Origin of the sequence: Corallococcus sp. AB049A, assembly GCF_003668885.1 — a bacterium.
GTDB classification, from domain to species: Bacteria; Myxococcota; Myxococcia; order Myxococcales; family Myxococcaceae; genus Corallococcus; species Corallococcus interemptor.
Map to the genome: position 1 here is coordinate 1 of NZ_RAWL01000043.1, position 15,004 is coordinate 15,004.

The 15,004-nt window shown below is 71.5% G+C and carries 12 protein-coding genes and 1 pseudogene; 8 read left to right on the forward strand and 5 right to left on the reverse strand.

What is annotated here, in order from left to right:
- The 5 genes and pseudogenes from D7X55_RS07185 to D7X55_RS07205 all read left to right on the forward strand — a co-directional run.
- Positions 1-809: pseudogene (locus tag D7X55_RS07185) on the forward strand (serine/threonine protein kinase); the annotation flags it as partial.
- Positions 806-1,801 carry a hypothetical protein gene (locus tag D7X55_RS07190; RefSeq protein ID WP_121722623.1) on the forward strand — a complete coding sequence of 332 codons (996 nt, stop codon included), beginning with the start codon at positions 806-808 and terminating at the stop codon, positions 1,799-1,801. The pseudogene D7X55_RS07185 and the gene D7X55_RS07190, both read left to right, overlap by 4 nt.
- Before the next feature lie 25 nt (positions 1,802-1,826).
- On the forward strand, positions 1,827-3,725 hold the full coding sequence (locus D7X55_RS07195; protein WP_120547543.1) for a sigma 54-interacting transcriptional regulator: 1,899 nt from the start codon (positions 1,827-1,829) through the stop codon (positions 3,723-3,725).
- Positions 3,726-3,757: 32 nt separating this feature from the next.
- Positions 3,758-4,330: a hypothetical protein gene (locus D7X55_RS07200; protein ID WP_306437712.1), complete on the forward strand. Its 573-nt coding sequence runs from the start codon at positions 3,758-3,760 to the stop codon at positions 4,328-4,330.
- Positions 4,327-5,964, forward strand: a complete 1,638-nt coding sequence (locus tag D7X55_RS07205; protein ID WP_233609657.1) for a carboxypeptidase regulatory-like domain-containing protein — start codon at positions 4,327-4,329, stop codon at positions 5,962-5,964. Before D7X55_RS07200 ends, D7X55_RS07205 begins: the two co-directional genes overlap by 4 nt.
- Positions 5,965-5,968: 4 nt before the next feature.
- On the opposite strand, the gene D7X55_RS07210 is transcribed toward D7X55_RS07205, so the two are convergent.
- From D7X55_RS07210 to D7X55_RS07220, 3 genes are all read right to left on the reverse strand, one after another.
- Positions 5,969-6,478, reverse strand: coding sequence for a hypothetical protein (locus D7X55_RS07210; RefSeq protein WP_199746886.1), 510 nt, complete (start codon positions 6,476-6,478; stop codon positions 5,969-5,971).
- Between the two features lie 82 nt (positions 6,479-6,560).
- A complete protein-coding gene (locus D7X55_RS07215; RefSeq protein WP_407921759.1) occupies positions 6,561-7,586 on the reverse strand; it encodes a tetratricopeptide repeat protein in 1,026 nt (341 codons plus the stop codon).
- A gap of 132 nt (positions 7,587-7,718) precedes the next feature.
- Positions 7,719-8,450, reverse strand: coding sequence for a hypothetical protein (locus tag D7X55_RS07220; RefSeq protein WP_120547540.1), 732 nt, complete (start codon positions 8,448-8,450; stop codon positions 7,719-7,721).
- 147 nt (positions 8,451-8,597) lie between these two features.
- On the opposite strand from D7X55_RS07220, the gene D7X55_RS07225 reads away from it, so the two are divergent.
- Positions 8,598-9,023, forward strand: a complete 426-nt coding sequence (locus tag D7X55_RS07225) for a YciI family protein (protein ID WP_120547539.1) — start codon at positions 8,598-8,600, stop codon at positions 9,021-9,023.
- A 7-nt stretch (positions 9,024-9,030) separates the two neighbouring features.
- On the opposite strand, the gene mutL is transcribed toward D7X55_RS07225, so the two are convergent.
- Positions 9,031-10,911, reverse strand: a complete 1,881-nt coding sequence (gene mutL / locus D7X55_RS07230; protein WP_121722625.1) for a DNA mismatch repair endonuclease MutL — start codon at positions 10,909-10,911, stop codon at positions 9,031-9,033.
- 102 nt (positions 10,912-11,013) lie between these two features.
- Here mutL and D7X55_RS07235 point away from each other — a divergent pair, with 102 nt between their 5' ends.
- Both D7X55_RS07235 and D7X55_RS07240 read left to right on the forward strand, forming a co-directional pair.
- A complete protein-coding gene (locus tag D7X55_RS07235) occupies positions 11,014-11,985 on the forward strand; it encodes an SDR family oxidoreductase (RefSeq protein WP_120547537.1) in 972 nt (323 codons plus the stop codon).
- Entirely contained in the window at positions 11,982-14,054 is a 2,073-nt protein-coding gene (locus D7X55_RS07240) for a 1-acyl-sn-glycerol-3-phosphate acyltransferase (RefSeq protein ID WP_121722626.1), read from the forward strand. Before D7X55_RS07235 ends, D7X55_RS07240 begins: the two co-directional genes overlap by 4 nt.
- A 25-nt stretch (positions 14,055-14,079) precedes the next feature.
- On the opposite strand, the gene D7X55_RS07245 is transcribed toward D7X55_RS07240, so the two are convergent.
- On the reverse strand, positions 14,080-14,958 hold the full coding sequence (locus D7X55_RS07245) for a GGDEF domain-containing protein (protein ID WP_120547560.1): 879 nt from the start codon (positions 14,956-14,958) through the stop codon (positions 14,080-14,082).
- Positions 14,959-15,004 lie beyond the last annotated feature (46 nt).

Here is a 15,004-nt window from a genome sequence, read left to right on the forward strand (position 1 = left end):
CCCTGGGGCTGGGTGGCTGGCAGGTGTACCGGATGAACGCGCACGCGCCCGAGACGCCGGCAGTGGAAGCGACGGCTCCGCGTGTGCAGGACCCCGGCACGAAGCCCGCGCAGGTTCCGGACAGTCCTCCCAAGGTCTCCCCTCCTCCCGCTGACACCACCACTCCGGTCCCGGTCGAGGCCGCTCCCACGGGCCCGCGTCCCGCCGGCGCGCAAGGCATGGGCGGCACCGGGACGTCCACGCCGGTCCGGGAGACCGACACGCCTCCGCGTCCGGAGCGCACGCCGTCGCGGCCGCCCCTGGTGGTCGCCAGCGTGGAGCCGCAGGACGACGCCAGGCACGCCCGCACCGGCAAGGTCCCCGTGTCCATCCTCGTGCGTCCGTACGGCTCCATCCGCGTGGATGACGGGCCCGCAGGCACGCAGCAGCTCTCGCAGCACGACGTGCACCTGACCCCGGGCCCGCACACCATCACCGTCTCCTGCGGCTACTGCGAGGACGCCACGGAGACCATCGACGTGAGGCCGGACCGGGAGAACGTCTTCCGCCTGCGCGCGCTCTTGAAGGCCTCGCAGCTCTCCATGGACTACCAGCCGCAGGACGCCACCGTGCGCGTGGGCGACGTGGAGCGCACCGCGCACGACAGCCTCCAGCACCCCTTCGACATCCGCTCCCCGCGCGGCCCCGCCAGCTTCCAGCACCGCGTGGAGGTGGAGATCTCCTCCCCCGGCTACAAGACGGAGAAGCGCGTCGTGCTGCTGGAGCCCGGCAAGCCCACCACCCTGCGCGGGAGCCTGGCGCCCGAATGAGCCGCGGTCCGCTGCTACTCGCCTGTCTCCTGCTGGCCCTGCTGGGCCCCGCGTCCGCGCGCGCCCAGACGGGCATTGGCGCGGATCCGGAGGTCGCGGCCCTGCGCTCGTCGTTCGAGTACGGCAAGTACGCGGAGGTGCTGGAGCGCGCCGGTCAGCGCATCGACCGGGGCGACCTGCCGGAAGAGGACCTGGTGGAGCTGCACAAGCTCGCGGGCCTGTCCGCCTTCAACCTCAACAAGACGGACGACGCCGAGCGCCACCTGCGCGCCGTGCTCCGGTTGGACCCGGACTTCAGCCTGGACCCCTTCGTCGTCCCGCCCCCGGCCGTCGCCTACTTCGAGGACCTGAAGAACCAGATGTCCGGCGAGCGCGACTTCCTCCGCCAGGAGCAGCGCCTGCGCCTGGAGCGAGAGAAGGCCGAACAGGAGCGCCGTGAACAGGAGCGCGTCGCGCTGGAGACGCAGCGCCGCCGCGCGGAGGAACTGGCCCGCCAGGTCACCGTGCGCACCGTGGAGAAGCGCAACTTCCTGGTCAACTTCGTCCCCTTCGGGGCCGGCCAGTTCCAGCAGGGCCGCAACGGCATGGGCATCGCCTTCGCCGCCACCGAGGGCGTGATGGCCATCACCAGCATCATCGCGTTCTTCGCGTACGACTCTCTCTTCGAGGAGCGCTTCATCAACCTGGACAACGTGCTGGACGAGGACGGCCGCGCGTCCATCCCGGTGCGCTTCATCCCCACGGACCGCGCCCGGCAGGCGGACACCTGGCAGTTCCTCCGGCTCGCGTCCGCGACCGGCTTCTACACCGTCTACGCCCTGGGCGTGGTGGACGCCGTCTACCACCACGAGGACCAGGTGGTGACCAGCACCACCGTCGAGTCCCGCCCCGAACCGAAGCCCTCTCCCTCCGTCTCCCAGGCCGCGTCGCCACGCATGCGGCTGTACTCCACCCGCAGTGGACTGGGCGCCGGCTTCTCCCTCACGTTCTAGTCACCCGAAGAGCCCGACCCCGCCCATGGCCAGCCTCACCGTCCGCACCCCCGATGGAAAGGTCCGCACGGTCTCCCTGCTCAAGCGCATCACCAGCCTGGGGCGGGGATCCGACAACGACGTGCCGCTGGAGGACGCCAACGTCCCCGCCAGCGCCCTGCACGTCACCTTCGACGGCACCCGCTACGAAGTGGGCAGCCTGGGCGCCACCTTCCACGTCAACGGCAAGCGCCGCGACAACCACGCGCTGTCCACCGGCGACGTGGTCAAGGTGGGCGGCACCGAGCTGACCTTCTCCCGCGAGGACGCCCCCCGCGAACCCGTGCGCCGCGAGGTGCCCGAGCGCGAGGTGCCCCTGCCCTCCGCCGCCACCGCGTCGTCGGACTCGCACACGGCGGAGCTGCCCGGCGTGGTGGGCCGCGAGCTCGTCCTGCTCAAGCGGCTGACGGCCTTCAGCGAGCGGCTGTTCGGCAGCTACGACGTGGACCGCATCCTGGAGAGCCTGCTGGACGAGGCGATCGAGGTCACCCGCGCCGACAAGGGCTTCCTCATCCTGATGGAGAGCGGCGAGCCGCGCGTGAAGGCCGCGCGCAACGTGGCCCGGGAGAACATCGAGGACGCGGTGGAGAAGCTGTCCGACTCCATCATCGCCAAGGTGGTGAAGGACCAGAAGGCCATCATCGTCGCGGACGCGCTGGACGCGCCGGAGTTCAAGGCCAGCGAGTCCGTGGTGAACCTCAAGGTCCACTCCGTCATGTGCGTGCCCGTCATGCACAAGGGCGACCTGTTCGGCGTGCTCTACGTGGGCAACGACCGGCTGGTGAACCGCTTCGAGCCCAAGAGCCTGGACATGCTCACCGTGTTCGCGGCGCAGGCGTCCCTGCTGTTGCAGAACGCGCTGCTCGTGAACGACCTGAAGCTCGACAACACGGAGCTGCGCCGCAAGCTGGAGGACCAGCGCTACGGCGACATCGTGGGCGCGTGCCAGGGCATGCGGGACGTGTACAAGCGCATCGACAAGATCGCGCCCACGGACATCTCCGTGCTGATCACGGGTGAGACGGGCACGGGCAAGGAGCTGATTGCCCGGGAGATCCACCGCCGCTCGCCGCGCACCAAGGGCCCGTTCATCACGGTGAACTGCGGCGCCATCCCGGAGAACCTGCTGGAGAGCGAGCTGTTCGGCCACGCCAAGGGCGCCTTCACCGGCGCGGTGGCCACGCGGCCCGGAAAGTTCCAGGCGGCCATCGGCGGCACCCTCTTCCTGGATGAAATCGGCGAGATGCCGCTCCAGCTCCAGGTGAAGCTCTTGCGCGCGCTCCAGGACAAGGTCGTCTACAAGGTCGGTGAGAACCGCGGCGAGCCGGTGGACATCCGCGTGGTGGCCGCGACGAATAAAATCCTGGAGGAAGAGGTGAAGCGGAACACGTTCCGCGAGGACCTCTACTACCGGCTCAACGTCGTCACCGTGAAGCTGCCGCCCCTGCGCGAGCGCGGCGAGGACGTCATCGTCCTGGGCCGCTTCTTCCTCCAGAAGTACGCGCGCGAGTTCAACTCCAAGGCGCGCGGCTTCACGCCCGCGGCCGCCGTGTCCATGAAGAAGTACGGCTGGCCGGGCAACATCCGCGAGCTGGAGAACCGCCTGAAGAAGGCCGTCGTCCTCGCGGACAAGCCGCTCTTGGGCGCGGACGACCTGGACCTCAAGCCGGAGAACCTGGAGCCCATCATGCCCCTGCTCCAGGCGAAGGAGGAGTTCCAGAAGCGCTACATCAACGAGGTGCTGGCGCGGAACAACGGCAACCGGACGAAGACGGCCAAGGACCTGGGCGTGGATCCGCGCACCATCTTCCGCCACCTGGAGAAGCTGGAGGCGGAGAAGACGGGCGGTCCGCTTCCCCCGGACGACAACGAGGAACTGCTATAGGGTTGCCCTCCAGCCACGCCATGCACCGTCACGTGACGCGACAGTCCCGCGGCATCCTCCAGCCGCTCGTGGCGGCCCTGGGGCTCGCGGCGATCGCGACGGGCTCCGGGTGCCTCATCCCCCAGGACGAGGCGCTGCTGGAGAGCGTGCCCCAGTTCCGCAACCGGCCGCCGCGCATCATGGAGGAGCAGGTGGAGCCCTCGGAGCGCATCCTGCGCGCCTTCGGTGTGGGCAGCTGCGTCCAGGACTTCAACGTGGTGGTGGAAGACCTGGACGTGGACGACCGCATCACCGTGGAGTGGTACGTGGACTACAACCCGTCCTACCCCTCGGGCTACTACCGGCAGATCGTCCTCGCCAACACCGGACAGCCCCGCCGTGACGACCGCGGCACGCTGCGCATGGACCTGCGCTCGGCCAACAACCCGCTGGCCCCGCCGGGCATCCACCTGGTGGAGGCGCTCGTCACGGACCGGCACCTCACCAACCGCCAGCCGGATCCGCCGGAGGAGGTGTTCCTCGCGGACGGCGGCGTGGTGAAGAACCCGGGCTTCGTCACCTCGTACTCGTGGGTGGTGAACACGGTGGCGGGGGACTGCCAGTGACGCGCGCGCGCCGGGCCCTGGCGCTGGCGCTCGGGCTGACCGGGGCCGGGTGTGGCTTCCTGGAAGAAGAGCCTCCGCCGGATCAGCTGGTGTGCCGCTCCGACGCGGAGTGCGCCCCGGGCCAGGTGTGCTTCGTGGACGGCTGCGGCAACCCCGGCGGCGACATCGTCGTGGAGGTGGAGCCCCTGCCCAAGGCGGGCCTGCTCGCGCAGGACTTCCCGGTGGACCGGCTGCGCGCGGAGCAGAACCTGGAGCTGTTCAGCCCCGTGCGCCTGAGGGGCGAGGTGTCTCGCGGCACCATGGCCACGCCGGACGGGGGCCTGGCCTCCATCCCCTACCGCGCGCCCGTCCACCTGCTGGCCACGGGCGAGAGCCGCCTCATCCCGGGCGTGGCGCGGCGCTATGAGACGACGCTCTCCCCGGAGGACGGCGCGTGGGCCCTGCCCGTGGGCAGCGGCGACTACACGGTGACGCTCACGCCGCTGGACCCGGGCCTGCCGCCGCTGTCGCGCACCGCCTCCGTGGACCCCGCCACGGGCGGCACGGTGACGTTCGAGCTGCCCACCGCCCCGAACGTGGTGACGCTGTCGGGGACGCTGGTGCTCCAGGGCCCGGCGCTCGTGGACGCGGACATGGAGGTGCAGGCGCTGGATGAGTCGCTGCGCCCGCTGTCCCAGCGCGCCCGCGTGGCCCGCGACACGGGCGCGTTCCAGCTGGTGCTCGCCCGGGCGGACGCCCAGCGCGCCACGGTGCTCCTGCGCGCCGCGCCCGTGGACGCCGCGGACCTGATGCCCCGGAAGACCTTCGTGGTGGACCCGTCCGAGCCCCTCACCTCCCCGCTGGAGTTGGGCAACCCCGGCGCGGCCGTGAAGGTGACGGGCCGCGTGCTGGAGTCCAACGGCCAGACGCCCATGGCGGGCGCGCGCGTGGCGCTCCAGGGCCGAGTGGCCGGCGGCGGCACGTTCCAGGGCGTGCCGGTGCTGACGGACGCGCAGGGGCGCTACCAGCTTCAGTCCCGGCCCGGCGTCGCGGAGTCCCCGCTCACGCTGGTCATCGTCCCGCCGCCTGGCTCGCCCTCGCGCCTGACGCTCCAGCCGGTGACGGTGGCGGCGGTGGACACGGCGCTGGACGACGTGACGTGCCCGGCGCGCATGACGGTGACGGGCAGCGTGAAGAACCCGGAGGGCACGGGCCCCGCGTCGGGCGTGCGCATCGTCGTGGAGCCGGTGGGCGCGCTGACGGGCTGGCCCCAGCCGCCCCTGGGCTTCGAGTCCCCCCAGACGACCAACAGCGAGGGCCAGTTCTCGCTGGCCCTGGACCCGGGCGAGTACCGGCTGGACTTCCTGCCCGGGGAGAACCTGCCGCGCGTCAGCCGCTTCGTCAGCGTGCCGGCCGGCAACGCCGGGACGGACGTGCTGCCGCTGGCCGCCTTCACGCTGTCCCGGGGCCGTTCGCTGAGCGGCCGCATCACCCTGCCCCCGGACCCCGAGGTGGCGCCGGACGGCATCGCGGCGAACGCGTCCGTGCGCTTCTTCCGCGTGGTGACGGTGGCGGGACGGCCGGAGTCGCTGCTGCTGGCGCAGACGGTGTCCGACAGCACGGGGCGCTACTCCACCGTGCTGCCCACGCGCTGAAGGCCTAGCGGCCGCTGTCCTTGCGGCGCGCGGTGTCGAAGGCGGCGTGCAGCGCGTCCACCGCGCCGCCCACCTCGCCCGCGTACTGCACCGCGTGGATGGTGTAGAGGTCCTGCACCCGCGTGAGGTGGCGGAACACCGAGCGCAGCTCCACGCGCGCCGGATCCCTCGACTCCAGGGCGCACTCGGACTCGGACTTGCGCACGCGCGTCAGCCAGTCCGTGCGGAAGCGCATCCACTCCTGGTCGACCTTGCGGGCGGGCAGCACGTGCACCAGCTTCTCGCGCTCGGACTCCAGGTCCTTCCAGTGCGCGTCCGCGGCGTCCAGGCACTCGCGCACGGTGAGCGGCGGCGTCACGGACGGCGGGCGCTCGGGCGTCATGGCCGCGACGGAGTGGCCCACGTTCCAGATGAGCCACGCCGACACCAGCGTGGCCAGCGTGATGTGGATGGCGTACGCGACGCCACGGTAGACGCGGAAGCGGGGATCTTTCCGAGGGTCTGGAACGGACACGGGGTCCAGGTCTTACGACCCTGGACCCCGGGTGGCAATGCTTCCCTTGCGCACCGTCCGGACGGCGACGGCTTGGGGGCTGCTACTGGCCGGCGGGGGCGCCCACGGCCGGAGCGGCCTGGGGCGCGGCGGCCGGAGCGGCGGCGGGCACCGCGGCGGCGTCCGAGCCACCGGCGGCGGCGCGCTTGGCGGAGCTCAGGCGGCCACGGAACTGCGTCAGGTACTGGGTGGCCGGGTACGTGGCCAGCGCGTCGCGCACGGTGTCCGCGGCCTTATCGAAGGCGCCCGTCTCCTGGTACGACTGGGCGAGCAGCAGCATGGCGTAGTCACGCGTCTTGGACTTCTTGTCGCCTTCCACGAAGCGGGCCAGCAGCGGCACGGCCTTGTCGTGCTGACGCAGCTGGTTGTAGGCGGTGCCCAGGAAGAAGGACGCGTCCAGCGCGTCCGCCTCCGGCGGGTTCATGGCCAGGAAGCGCGACAGGTCCTCCACCACGGCGTTCATCTCGTTCTTGCGGAAGGCGATCTTCCCGCGCTCGAAGGCGGCGTCGCCCGTCTCGCGGCGCAGGATGGCGGCGCGGTCGTTGAGCGCCTGGCGCTCCAGCGAGGACAGCTTCTGCGTGTCCAGCTTCACCAGCGCGTCGATGCCCTTGAGGCGCTCGTCACCCGGCAGCGTGGTCATCATCTTGTAGACCTCACCCGCGGCGCGCTGGGCCGTCAGGTGCGCCGTGGTGTCCGCGCGCTGCTTCTCCAGCTGCGTGGAGAGGTCCGCCACCTGCTTCTCCAGCCGCTCGCGCTCGTTGGTGTTGCTGGAGCTGCGCGCGCCGTTCACCAGCACCGCGCCACCGACCGCCAGGATCGCGAAGAGCGCGTAGGCCACCGCCGAGGAGATCCACTGCCGCTTCTGGAAGTCCTCGTGACGCTTGCCAACCGCCTTCACCTCCGCGTGGAGGTTCTTCAGCAGGTTGTCCGTCTTGATGACGAGGTTGCGCGACTCGATGACCTCGCGGCGGAGCTCGGAGAGTTCCTTGTCGAGGTCAGTCTTCGGCTGTTCAGAGGGGGGCATGGACATCTTCCTGGGACCGGAAATGACTTCGGCCGACTCACGCATGCTAGGGGACTCTCCGGGATGAGGGGCGGGTTCTTTTGTCGCTCCCCAACAGGGCCCTTGGTGCGCACCATTCCCCGGAGTCCCCGCTTCCTTCGCGCTCGCCTGCTCTTGTGTTGGAACTTTCCCGAGGCTCTAGAACGAGCTCAGGGGACGGGACGGATCCGGCGCGAACGCGTAGGTCACACCCAGCGCGAACCAGTTGCCTCCGTGGCTGAAGCTGAAGGGTCCCGGCTTCTTCGGATCCGGAGACTCGACGGGGCCGCGCAGGAAGGTGAAGCGGTACTCGGCGGTGATGCCCCAGTTCGCGGACAGGCGGAGCGTGCCGCCAAGCGAGCCCACCCAGGCCTGGGAGACCCGCTCCTGGATGGACGAGCCCTCGCGCGTTGAAGAGATGACCGTGGGCCCGGTGAGGATGCCCGCGTAGGGCACCAGGCCCTGCGGGCCGATGTCGAGCACGCCCTGGAAGCGCAGGCCGATGAGCGCGCCGTACGACACGGTGCTGGCCTTGCGGATGACAGGGCCATCCGGGCCGGGCTCGGTCAGGTGCAGGTTCTGGGCGGTGCCGAACAGGTCGATGCCCACCTCCACCAGGTCCGACATCGCGTACGCGAACGTGGCCACGCCCACGGGCGCCCCCGAGGACATCGGGGCGCGCTCCAGGCCGTTGCTCGGGCCGTTGGCGCCGTGCCAGGCGTCCTGGAGCGTGTCGTTGGAGGTGAGCCGGTAGCCGGCCAGCACGGTGATGCGGCCCACGCCATCCAGGTTGGTGGGAGCCGGCGGGCCCCCCAGGTCGCCGTCCTCCTGGGCAAGGGCGGAGACGGGCGCGGCGGCGAGGGCGAGGACGAGCGGCAGACGGCGAAGCATCAAGGCGTGGTTCCCGGTGCTACAGGCGTGTCGCACACCGTAGCCGGGGCACCCGCCGCGTCAATTTTCCGGCCCGTCCCCACCGTGTCGATTTCGCGCCCTACCATTCGTCGCCCTTTTGAACCCGACGTTCCAGGAGACACCCCCATGCGCTTCATGATGCTCGTCAAGGCGACCCCGGAGAGCGAGACCGGCCGGCTTCCCACCACGGAGGAGCTGACCCAGATGGGCAGGTTCAACGAGGAGCTGGTGAAGTCCGGCATCCTGCTCGCGGGCGAGGGGCTGCACCCCAGCTCCAAGGGCTCCCGCGTGAAGTTCTCCAAGACGGGGACCACGGTGACGGACGGCCCCTTCACGGAGACGAAGGAGCTGGTCGCCGGCTTCTGGATCATCGAGGTGAAGTCGCGCGAGGAGGCCATCGCCTGGGCGCGCCGCATCCCCTTCCAGGACGGCGAGGTGGAGATCCGCCAGGTGGCCTCCGCGGAGGACTTCGCCCCCAGCGACCCCACCGGCGAGCTGCGCGCGAAGGAGGAGGCGCTGCGCGCCCAGGTCGAGGCGAAGGCCAAGGCCTGAGCCGCCTTCAGCGAGCGCGCCGCTCCAGCTCCAGCAGCGGCATCTCCAGCACCACCACCGTGCCGTGCGTGCACAGGGGGGTGAAGTCCGCGCGGTCCAACTCGCCCAACAGCGCGCGCAGCTGCGCGTCGGTGAGCGGCGACGAGGACGCGCGGCGGGCGGCGTGACAGGCCATCACGCGCACGGCCTCCGCCAGGCTCGTCACGTCCAGCGGAGCGCTGCGCGGGGGCAGCGCGCGCGACAGGGCCTCCAGGAGCGCGCGGGGGTCCACGCCCTCCAGCCCCGCCGGCACCGACTTGAGCGCGAGCGCCGTGCCTCCGAAGGGCTCCACGTCCACGCCCAGCTTGAGCAGCGCCTCACGCCCGTCCACCAGGGCCTTCACGCCCGCCAGGGACAGGTCCACCGTGGTGCCGAACAGCGACGGCGGCGGCGCCTTCGTGTCGTCCTCCAGCCGGCGCAGGTACGCGGTGAGGCGCGCGCGCTCCAGGGCGGCGTGCGGATCCAGCACCACCAGCGTGCCGCCGGGGCCCTCGCAGACGTGGAAGCGGCTGCCCAGCAGGCCCATGGGGCGCAGCGCCGCGAAGTAGCCCGGAGGCGGCGCCTCGTTGAGCTGCGGCTGTGCCTCGCCGAACCCGAGCGTGCGGCCCGGCACCGGCGGGGCCTGGAACGGACCGCCAGGGGCTCCGCCGCCCGGCCCGAAGTACGACGGCGTCATCGGGCGCGCGGGCATCGAGGCGCCCGAGCCTCCGGGGCCCGGGGCATCCATCGCGGTGGGCAGCGGCGCGCCCCAGGTGGCCTCCTGCGCGCGGGTGAGGAAGCGCTCCACGGCGTGCGCGTAGTGAGCGGCGTCGCGGGGCTGCGGGTTCGCGGCCTGCTCCTCCGGCGAGCCCAGCCACGGGGCCGCGCGCAGCACGCGGGAGAGGGCCGCGCTGATGGCGTCCTGCACGCCCCGGGCGTCCGCGAAGCGGACCTCCATCTTCTGCGGGTGCACGTTGACGTCCACCGCGGCGGGCTCCACGTCGATGTGCAGCACCACCACCGGCTGGCGGCCCGCCGGCAGGTAGTCCTGGAACGCGCGCTGCACGGTGCTGATGAGGCCGCGGTCGCGGATGTAGCGGCGGTTGACGAAGGTGTAGAGGCCGCGCGCGTTGGGCAGTGTGTACTCCGGCGACGCGAGGTAGCCCGTGACGACGACGCCCAGCCGGCGCTCCTCCACCGGGAACAGGTGCGCGAAGGACGCGGGGCCCAGGGCCGCGGCGATGCGCTCGCGCGGGTCGTGTCCGCTGGCGGGGCTGGAGAACAGCTCGTTGCCCTCGTGCGAGGCGAAGAAGCCGACCTCCGGGTGCGCGAGCGCCAGGCGCACCACGGCCTCCTCGCAGTGCTTGAGCTCGGTGTTGCCCTGGCGCATGAACTTGCGGCGCGCGGGCACGTTGTAGAACAGGTCCTCCACCGTGATGACGGTGCCCACGCGGGGCGGCGCGTCCTCCACCGTGGGCGGGCCGCCGCCGTCCACCGTGACCTTGGTGCCCTCATGCGCGTCCGGCTCCGCGGTGTGCAGCGTGAAGTGGGACACGGAGGCGATGGCGGGGATGGCCTCGCCCCTAAACCCCATGGAGTCGATGTGGAACAGGTCGTCCAGCTCGCGCAGCTTGCTGGTGGCGTGGCGCTCCAGGCAGAGCGTGGCGTCCGCGCGGCTCATGCCGTGGCCGTCGTCGGAGATGGTGATGCGCCCCACCCCGCCGGCCTCCAGCTCCACGCGCACGGTGCGGGCGCCAGCGTCGAGCGAGTTCTCGCACAGCTCCTTCACCACGGAGGCGGGGCGCTCCACCACCTCTCCGGCGGCGATCTTGTTGATGAGCACGTCGCTCAGGCGCGCGATTCGGGACATGGCGATCAGCCACCCTCCGCCACCTGGATGACGTTGTCCAGAACATCACTGGCGCACTCGGCTGACATTCCTGGACGGCTGGGCTAACACCCGCCCCTGCGAATGGAAGTGATCCGAGCAGGCAAGGGCCCGATGCGCATCGCGGTGACAGGCGCCAATGGCGACTACGGCAAGCTGCTGCTGCCGAGGCTGGAAGCGGACCCCGGCGTGGAGAGCATCCTCGTGCTGGACACGAAGGAGCCCCCGCCCATCAGCAAGGTGGAGTTCCACCGCGTGGACCTCACCCGCTACGACGCGGAAGCCGAGCTGACGGACGCGCTCACCGAGCGCCCCGTGGACGCCCTCTTCCACCTGGCGTTCCTCTTCGGGCCCATCCTCAACGGCCCGCTGGCGCACGAACTGGAGGTCATTGGCACGATGAACGTGCTGACGGCGGTGGGCCGGGCGCGGCTGCCCCGGCTGGTGGTGCCGTCGCTGACGGTCACGTACGGGGCGCGGGGCAACAACCCGGCGCTGCTGCGCGAGGGCTCTCCGCTGTTCGGCTGTCCGCACAGCCGCTTCGTGAACGACAAGGTGGAGGTGGAGGGACAGGTGCGGGCGTTCCGCGAGCGCAATCCCGACACCCGCACGCTGGTGTTGCGGTTCGCGCCCCTGCTCGGCCCCAGCCTGGACAATCCGGCGACGCGGTTGCTGTCGCACGCGGTGGTGCCCACGCTTCTGGGATTCGACCCGCTCTGGCAGGCCATCCACGAGGAGGACGCGGGCCGGGCGCTGCACCTGGCCCTGAGGGCGGAGGCGGCGGGAGAGTTCAACATCGTGGGCCGGGGAGTGTTGCCCCTGTCGGGGCTCATCCGGCAGGCGGGCGCGCAACCGCTCCCACTGCCGGGGCCGTTGTTTCGTGGCGCACTTCGCGCGCTCGGGGTGGTGGGGGCGAGCACGTTGCCGGTGGCCCTGCTCGACTACATGCATTACTCCTGGGTCGCGGACGGGGAGCGCGCCGAGTCCGCGCTGGGGTTCGTGCCCCTCCACCATGTCAGGGACGCCGCCTCGGCGCTCAGAAGGAGCCAGTCATGACCAAGGGTGTCCTCGGGAATGATCCCTTCCAGCGGGGCGCCGCGCCTCGCACGGGCGAGGTGAAGGACGACGCGGCCGGCGCGAGGACCGCGAAGAAGTCCGCGGCGTCCAAGGGCGGCAAGGGCGCGAAGCCAGCGGGCAAGGCGAAGAGCGCCAAGGGCGGCGCTTCGAAGTCCGGGTCCGGCGCCCAGGCGAAGGCGCCCAGGGCCAGCAAGGCCGCGGAGGCGAAGCAGACCTCCGCCGGGCCCAGGACGCCCGCGGCCAAGGTCCACAAGTTCGAGGCCCGCGCGAACGGACGGGGGAGCGCGAAGCACGAACACGACGCGCATCCCGCGGGCGAGGAGGTCTCTCCCCTTCGCGAGCCCTCCACGCCGGGCCCCGCCGACGAAGCCCGGCCGCGGGTGCTCGCGGACGAGGTGCACGGCTCGCGTCCGCGTGAGCGCAAGGTGGACCGCGCCCTGACGGAGGCCATCGCCTCGGACGCGGCGGAGGCCGCCGCGAAGACGGCCGTGGACGGGCTGTTCGAGGGACACGACGGGCCGGAGCACGACATCGAGCGCGTCCTAGCGACGGAGCTCGTCGCCGAGGTGGCCGAGTCCGCCGTGCGGCAGGTGCTGGGCGAGGGCAACGGCGACGCGTCCGAGCGGGAGGTCGCCACCGCCGTCGCGACCCAGGTGGCCGAGGCCACCGCGGGCGTCGCCGTGGACGAGGTCATGGAGCGCAACGCCAGCGACCTCGAGGAGCGCGCCCTGCCCTCCGACGAGGAGCGCGATCCGCGCGACCTGGACGAGGACGCAGAGGCCTGGCCCACGGGCGCCTGGAGCCGCGACCCGAAGGACGTGCCGCCCGCCGAGAACTCCGGGGACGTCTGGACCGCGGACGCCTGGCGCCGCGACCCGGAGGGCATGGCCGCGCCCATGGACCCCGACGAGGACGACCTGGTCACCGGCGTCGAGCGCGTGGAGGAGAACGGCGTGCACATCTCCGTCTCCATCATCGAGGGCGCCGCCCCCACGGACGTGGAGCCGGAGGTGGAGCTGCCCGACGAATCCCACGACGAGCTGCCCCCCAGCCGCCGGCCCCTGTCGCTCGTGAGCGACCCTGGTGAGGACCCCGGCCTGGAGGAAGCCGGACAGGGCGAGGCCTCCTTCGACCACCCCGAGGAACCCGCCGCGCCGTCGGGCTTCGCGGGCCGCGCCGCGGGCATGTTCTCCCTGGCGAAGGAGATCGCCGGCCAGGCGCTCGCGAGCGAAGGCCTGGGCCGCGCCATGGGCGCCATGCACGGCCTGATGGAGGCCATGCGCACCAGCCTGGGCACCGGCGGCGGCAGCCGGCTGGACGAGTACGGCAAGGACGCGGGGCTGGTGGAGAGCCTCCAGCCCGTCCTGGACTTCCTGTACGAGCAGTACTGGCGCGTCTCCGTGGAGGGCGTGGATCAGGTGCCCCGGGGCGCGTCCATCCTCGTGGCCAACCACTCCGGCGCCCTGCCCTACGACGGCCTCGTGATGGCGCAGGCGCTCCAGCGTGAGCGGCCGGACCTGCTCGAGTCGCGCTGGCTGGTGGAGGATCAGGTCTTCCACGCGCCCATGCTCGGCACCCTCTTCAACCGCCTGGGCGCCGTGCGCGCCTCGCCGGAGAACGCGCTGCGGCTGCTCGACGAGCACCGGCCGCTCGTCGTCTTCCCGGAGGGCTACCAGGGCGCGAGCAAGCCGTTCGCGGAGCGCTACCGGCTCAAGCGCTTCGGCCGCGGCGGCTTCGTGAAGCTGGCCCTGCGCACCGGCGCGCCCATCGTCCCGGTGGCCATCGTCGGCGCGGAGGAGACGTCTCCCTTGCTGGGCCGCCTGCCCGGGGGCTTCCTCGGGTTCCCGTCCCTGCCGCTCACCGCGCCGGGCCCGCTGCCCGCCAAGTGGACCATCCGCTTCGGCGAGCCCATCACCATGGAGGGGCTGGCGCCGGAGTCCGCGGACGACCTGGGCGAGGTGCAGCGGCTCACCGAGCGCACGCGCGAGTCCATCCAGGGCATGCTCCAGGCCCTGCTGCGCGAGCGCCGCTCCGTGTTCACGGGCTGAAGGGGACGCAAGGACTTCGGGGGCGTCAGCCGCAGACGCGGTTGCGCCCCTGGCTCTTCGCTTCGAAGAGGCGCTCGTCCGCGGTGCGCACCAGATCCGCGGGCTCGCGGTGGTGCGGCTCCAGCGTGGCCACGCCCACCGACAGCGTGACGGGGATGACCTGCTTGTCGAACTCGAAGCGCTGGCGCTCCACCAGCTTGCGGACCTTCTCCGCCAGCTGCCGCGCGCCACCCAGGTTGATCTCCGGCAGGAGCAGGCCGAACTCCTCGCCGCCGTAGCGGGCGAAGACGTCCTCGCGCCGGATGCGCGTGCGCACCGTGGACGCCAGCTGCTTGAGCACCGAGTCCCCGGCCAGGTGCCCGTAGGTGTCGTTCACGTCCTTGAAGTGATCCAGGTCGAACATCACCAGCGACAGCACGCGCTCGTAGCGGCGGCTGCGGGAGAGCTCCCGGTCCAGCTGCTCGTCGAAGTAGCGGCGGTTGTAGATCTGCGTGAGGCCGTCCATGGTGGTCAGCCGGTAGATCTCGTCGTGGTACGCCGCCTCGATGTTGCCGCCCGCGATGAACTTGAAGATGGTGCGGCCAATCTTCACCAGGTCGCCGTTGTGCAGCGACCGCGCGGACGACGCGACGTCGTCGTTGACGAACGTGCCGTTGGTGGACCCCAGGTCCTCGATGCGCACGCCCTTGGTGGTGTTGGTGATGCGCGCGTGGTTGCGGCTCACCGCCTCCTGATCAATCTGGATGTCCGCCTTGGACGACCGGCCGATCAGCGTCTCCTCGCGCGCCAGGTCGTACTTGCGCCCCAGGTCCAGGCCGTAGATGACCACCAGCGCCGCGTCCAGGTTGACGGGGCGCTCGGAGATCTTCGAGATGACGGTGACGACCGTCTCCTTCTGGCCCATGGCGAAGGCAAACGTACCACCGCGCAAATCGCGAAAGCGAATTCAC

Bases quoted from the DNA above. Each gene is read 5' to 3' on its own strand.
- D7X55_RS07245 (WP_120547560.1), bottom strand. From the start codon at position 14,958: ATGGGCCAGAAGGAGACGGTCGTCACCGTCATCTCGAAGATCTCCGAG.
- mutL (WP_121722625.1), bottom strand. From the start codon at position 10,911: ATGTCCCGAATCGCGCGCCTGAGCGACGTGCTCATCAACAAGATCGCC.
- D7X55_RS07190 (WP_121722623.1), top strand. From the start codon at position 806: ATGAGCCGCGGTCCGCTGCTACTCGCCTGTCTCCTGCTGGCCCTGCTG.
- D7X55_RS07240 (WP_121722626.1), top strand. From the start codon at position 11,982: ATGACCAAGGGTGTCCTCGGGAATGATCCCTTCCAGCGGGGCGCCGCG.
- D7X55_RS07235 (WP_120547537.1), top strand. From the start codon at position 11,014: ATGGAAGTGATCCGAGCAGGCAAGGGCCCGATGCGCATCGCGGTGACA.
- D7X55_RS07220 (WP_120547540.1), bottom strand. From the start codon at position 8,450: ATGCTTCGCCGTCTGCCGCTCGTCCTCGCCCTCGCCGCCGCGCCCGTC.
- D7X55_RS07225 (WP_120547539.1), top strand. From the start codon at position 8,598: ATGCGCTTCATGATGCTCGTCAAGGCGACCCCGGAGAGCGAGACCGGC.
- D7X55_RS07195 (WP_120547543.1), top strand. From the start codon at position 1,827: ATGGCCAGCCTCACCGTCCGCACCCCCGATGGAAAGGTCCGCACGGTC.
- D7X55_RS07215 (WP_407921759.1), bottom strand. From the start codon at position 7,586: ATGCGTGAGTCGGCCGAAGTCATTTCCGGTCCCAGGAAGATGTCCATG.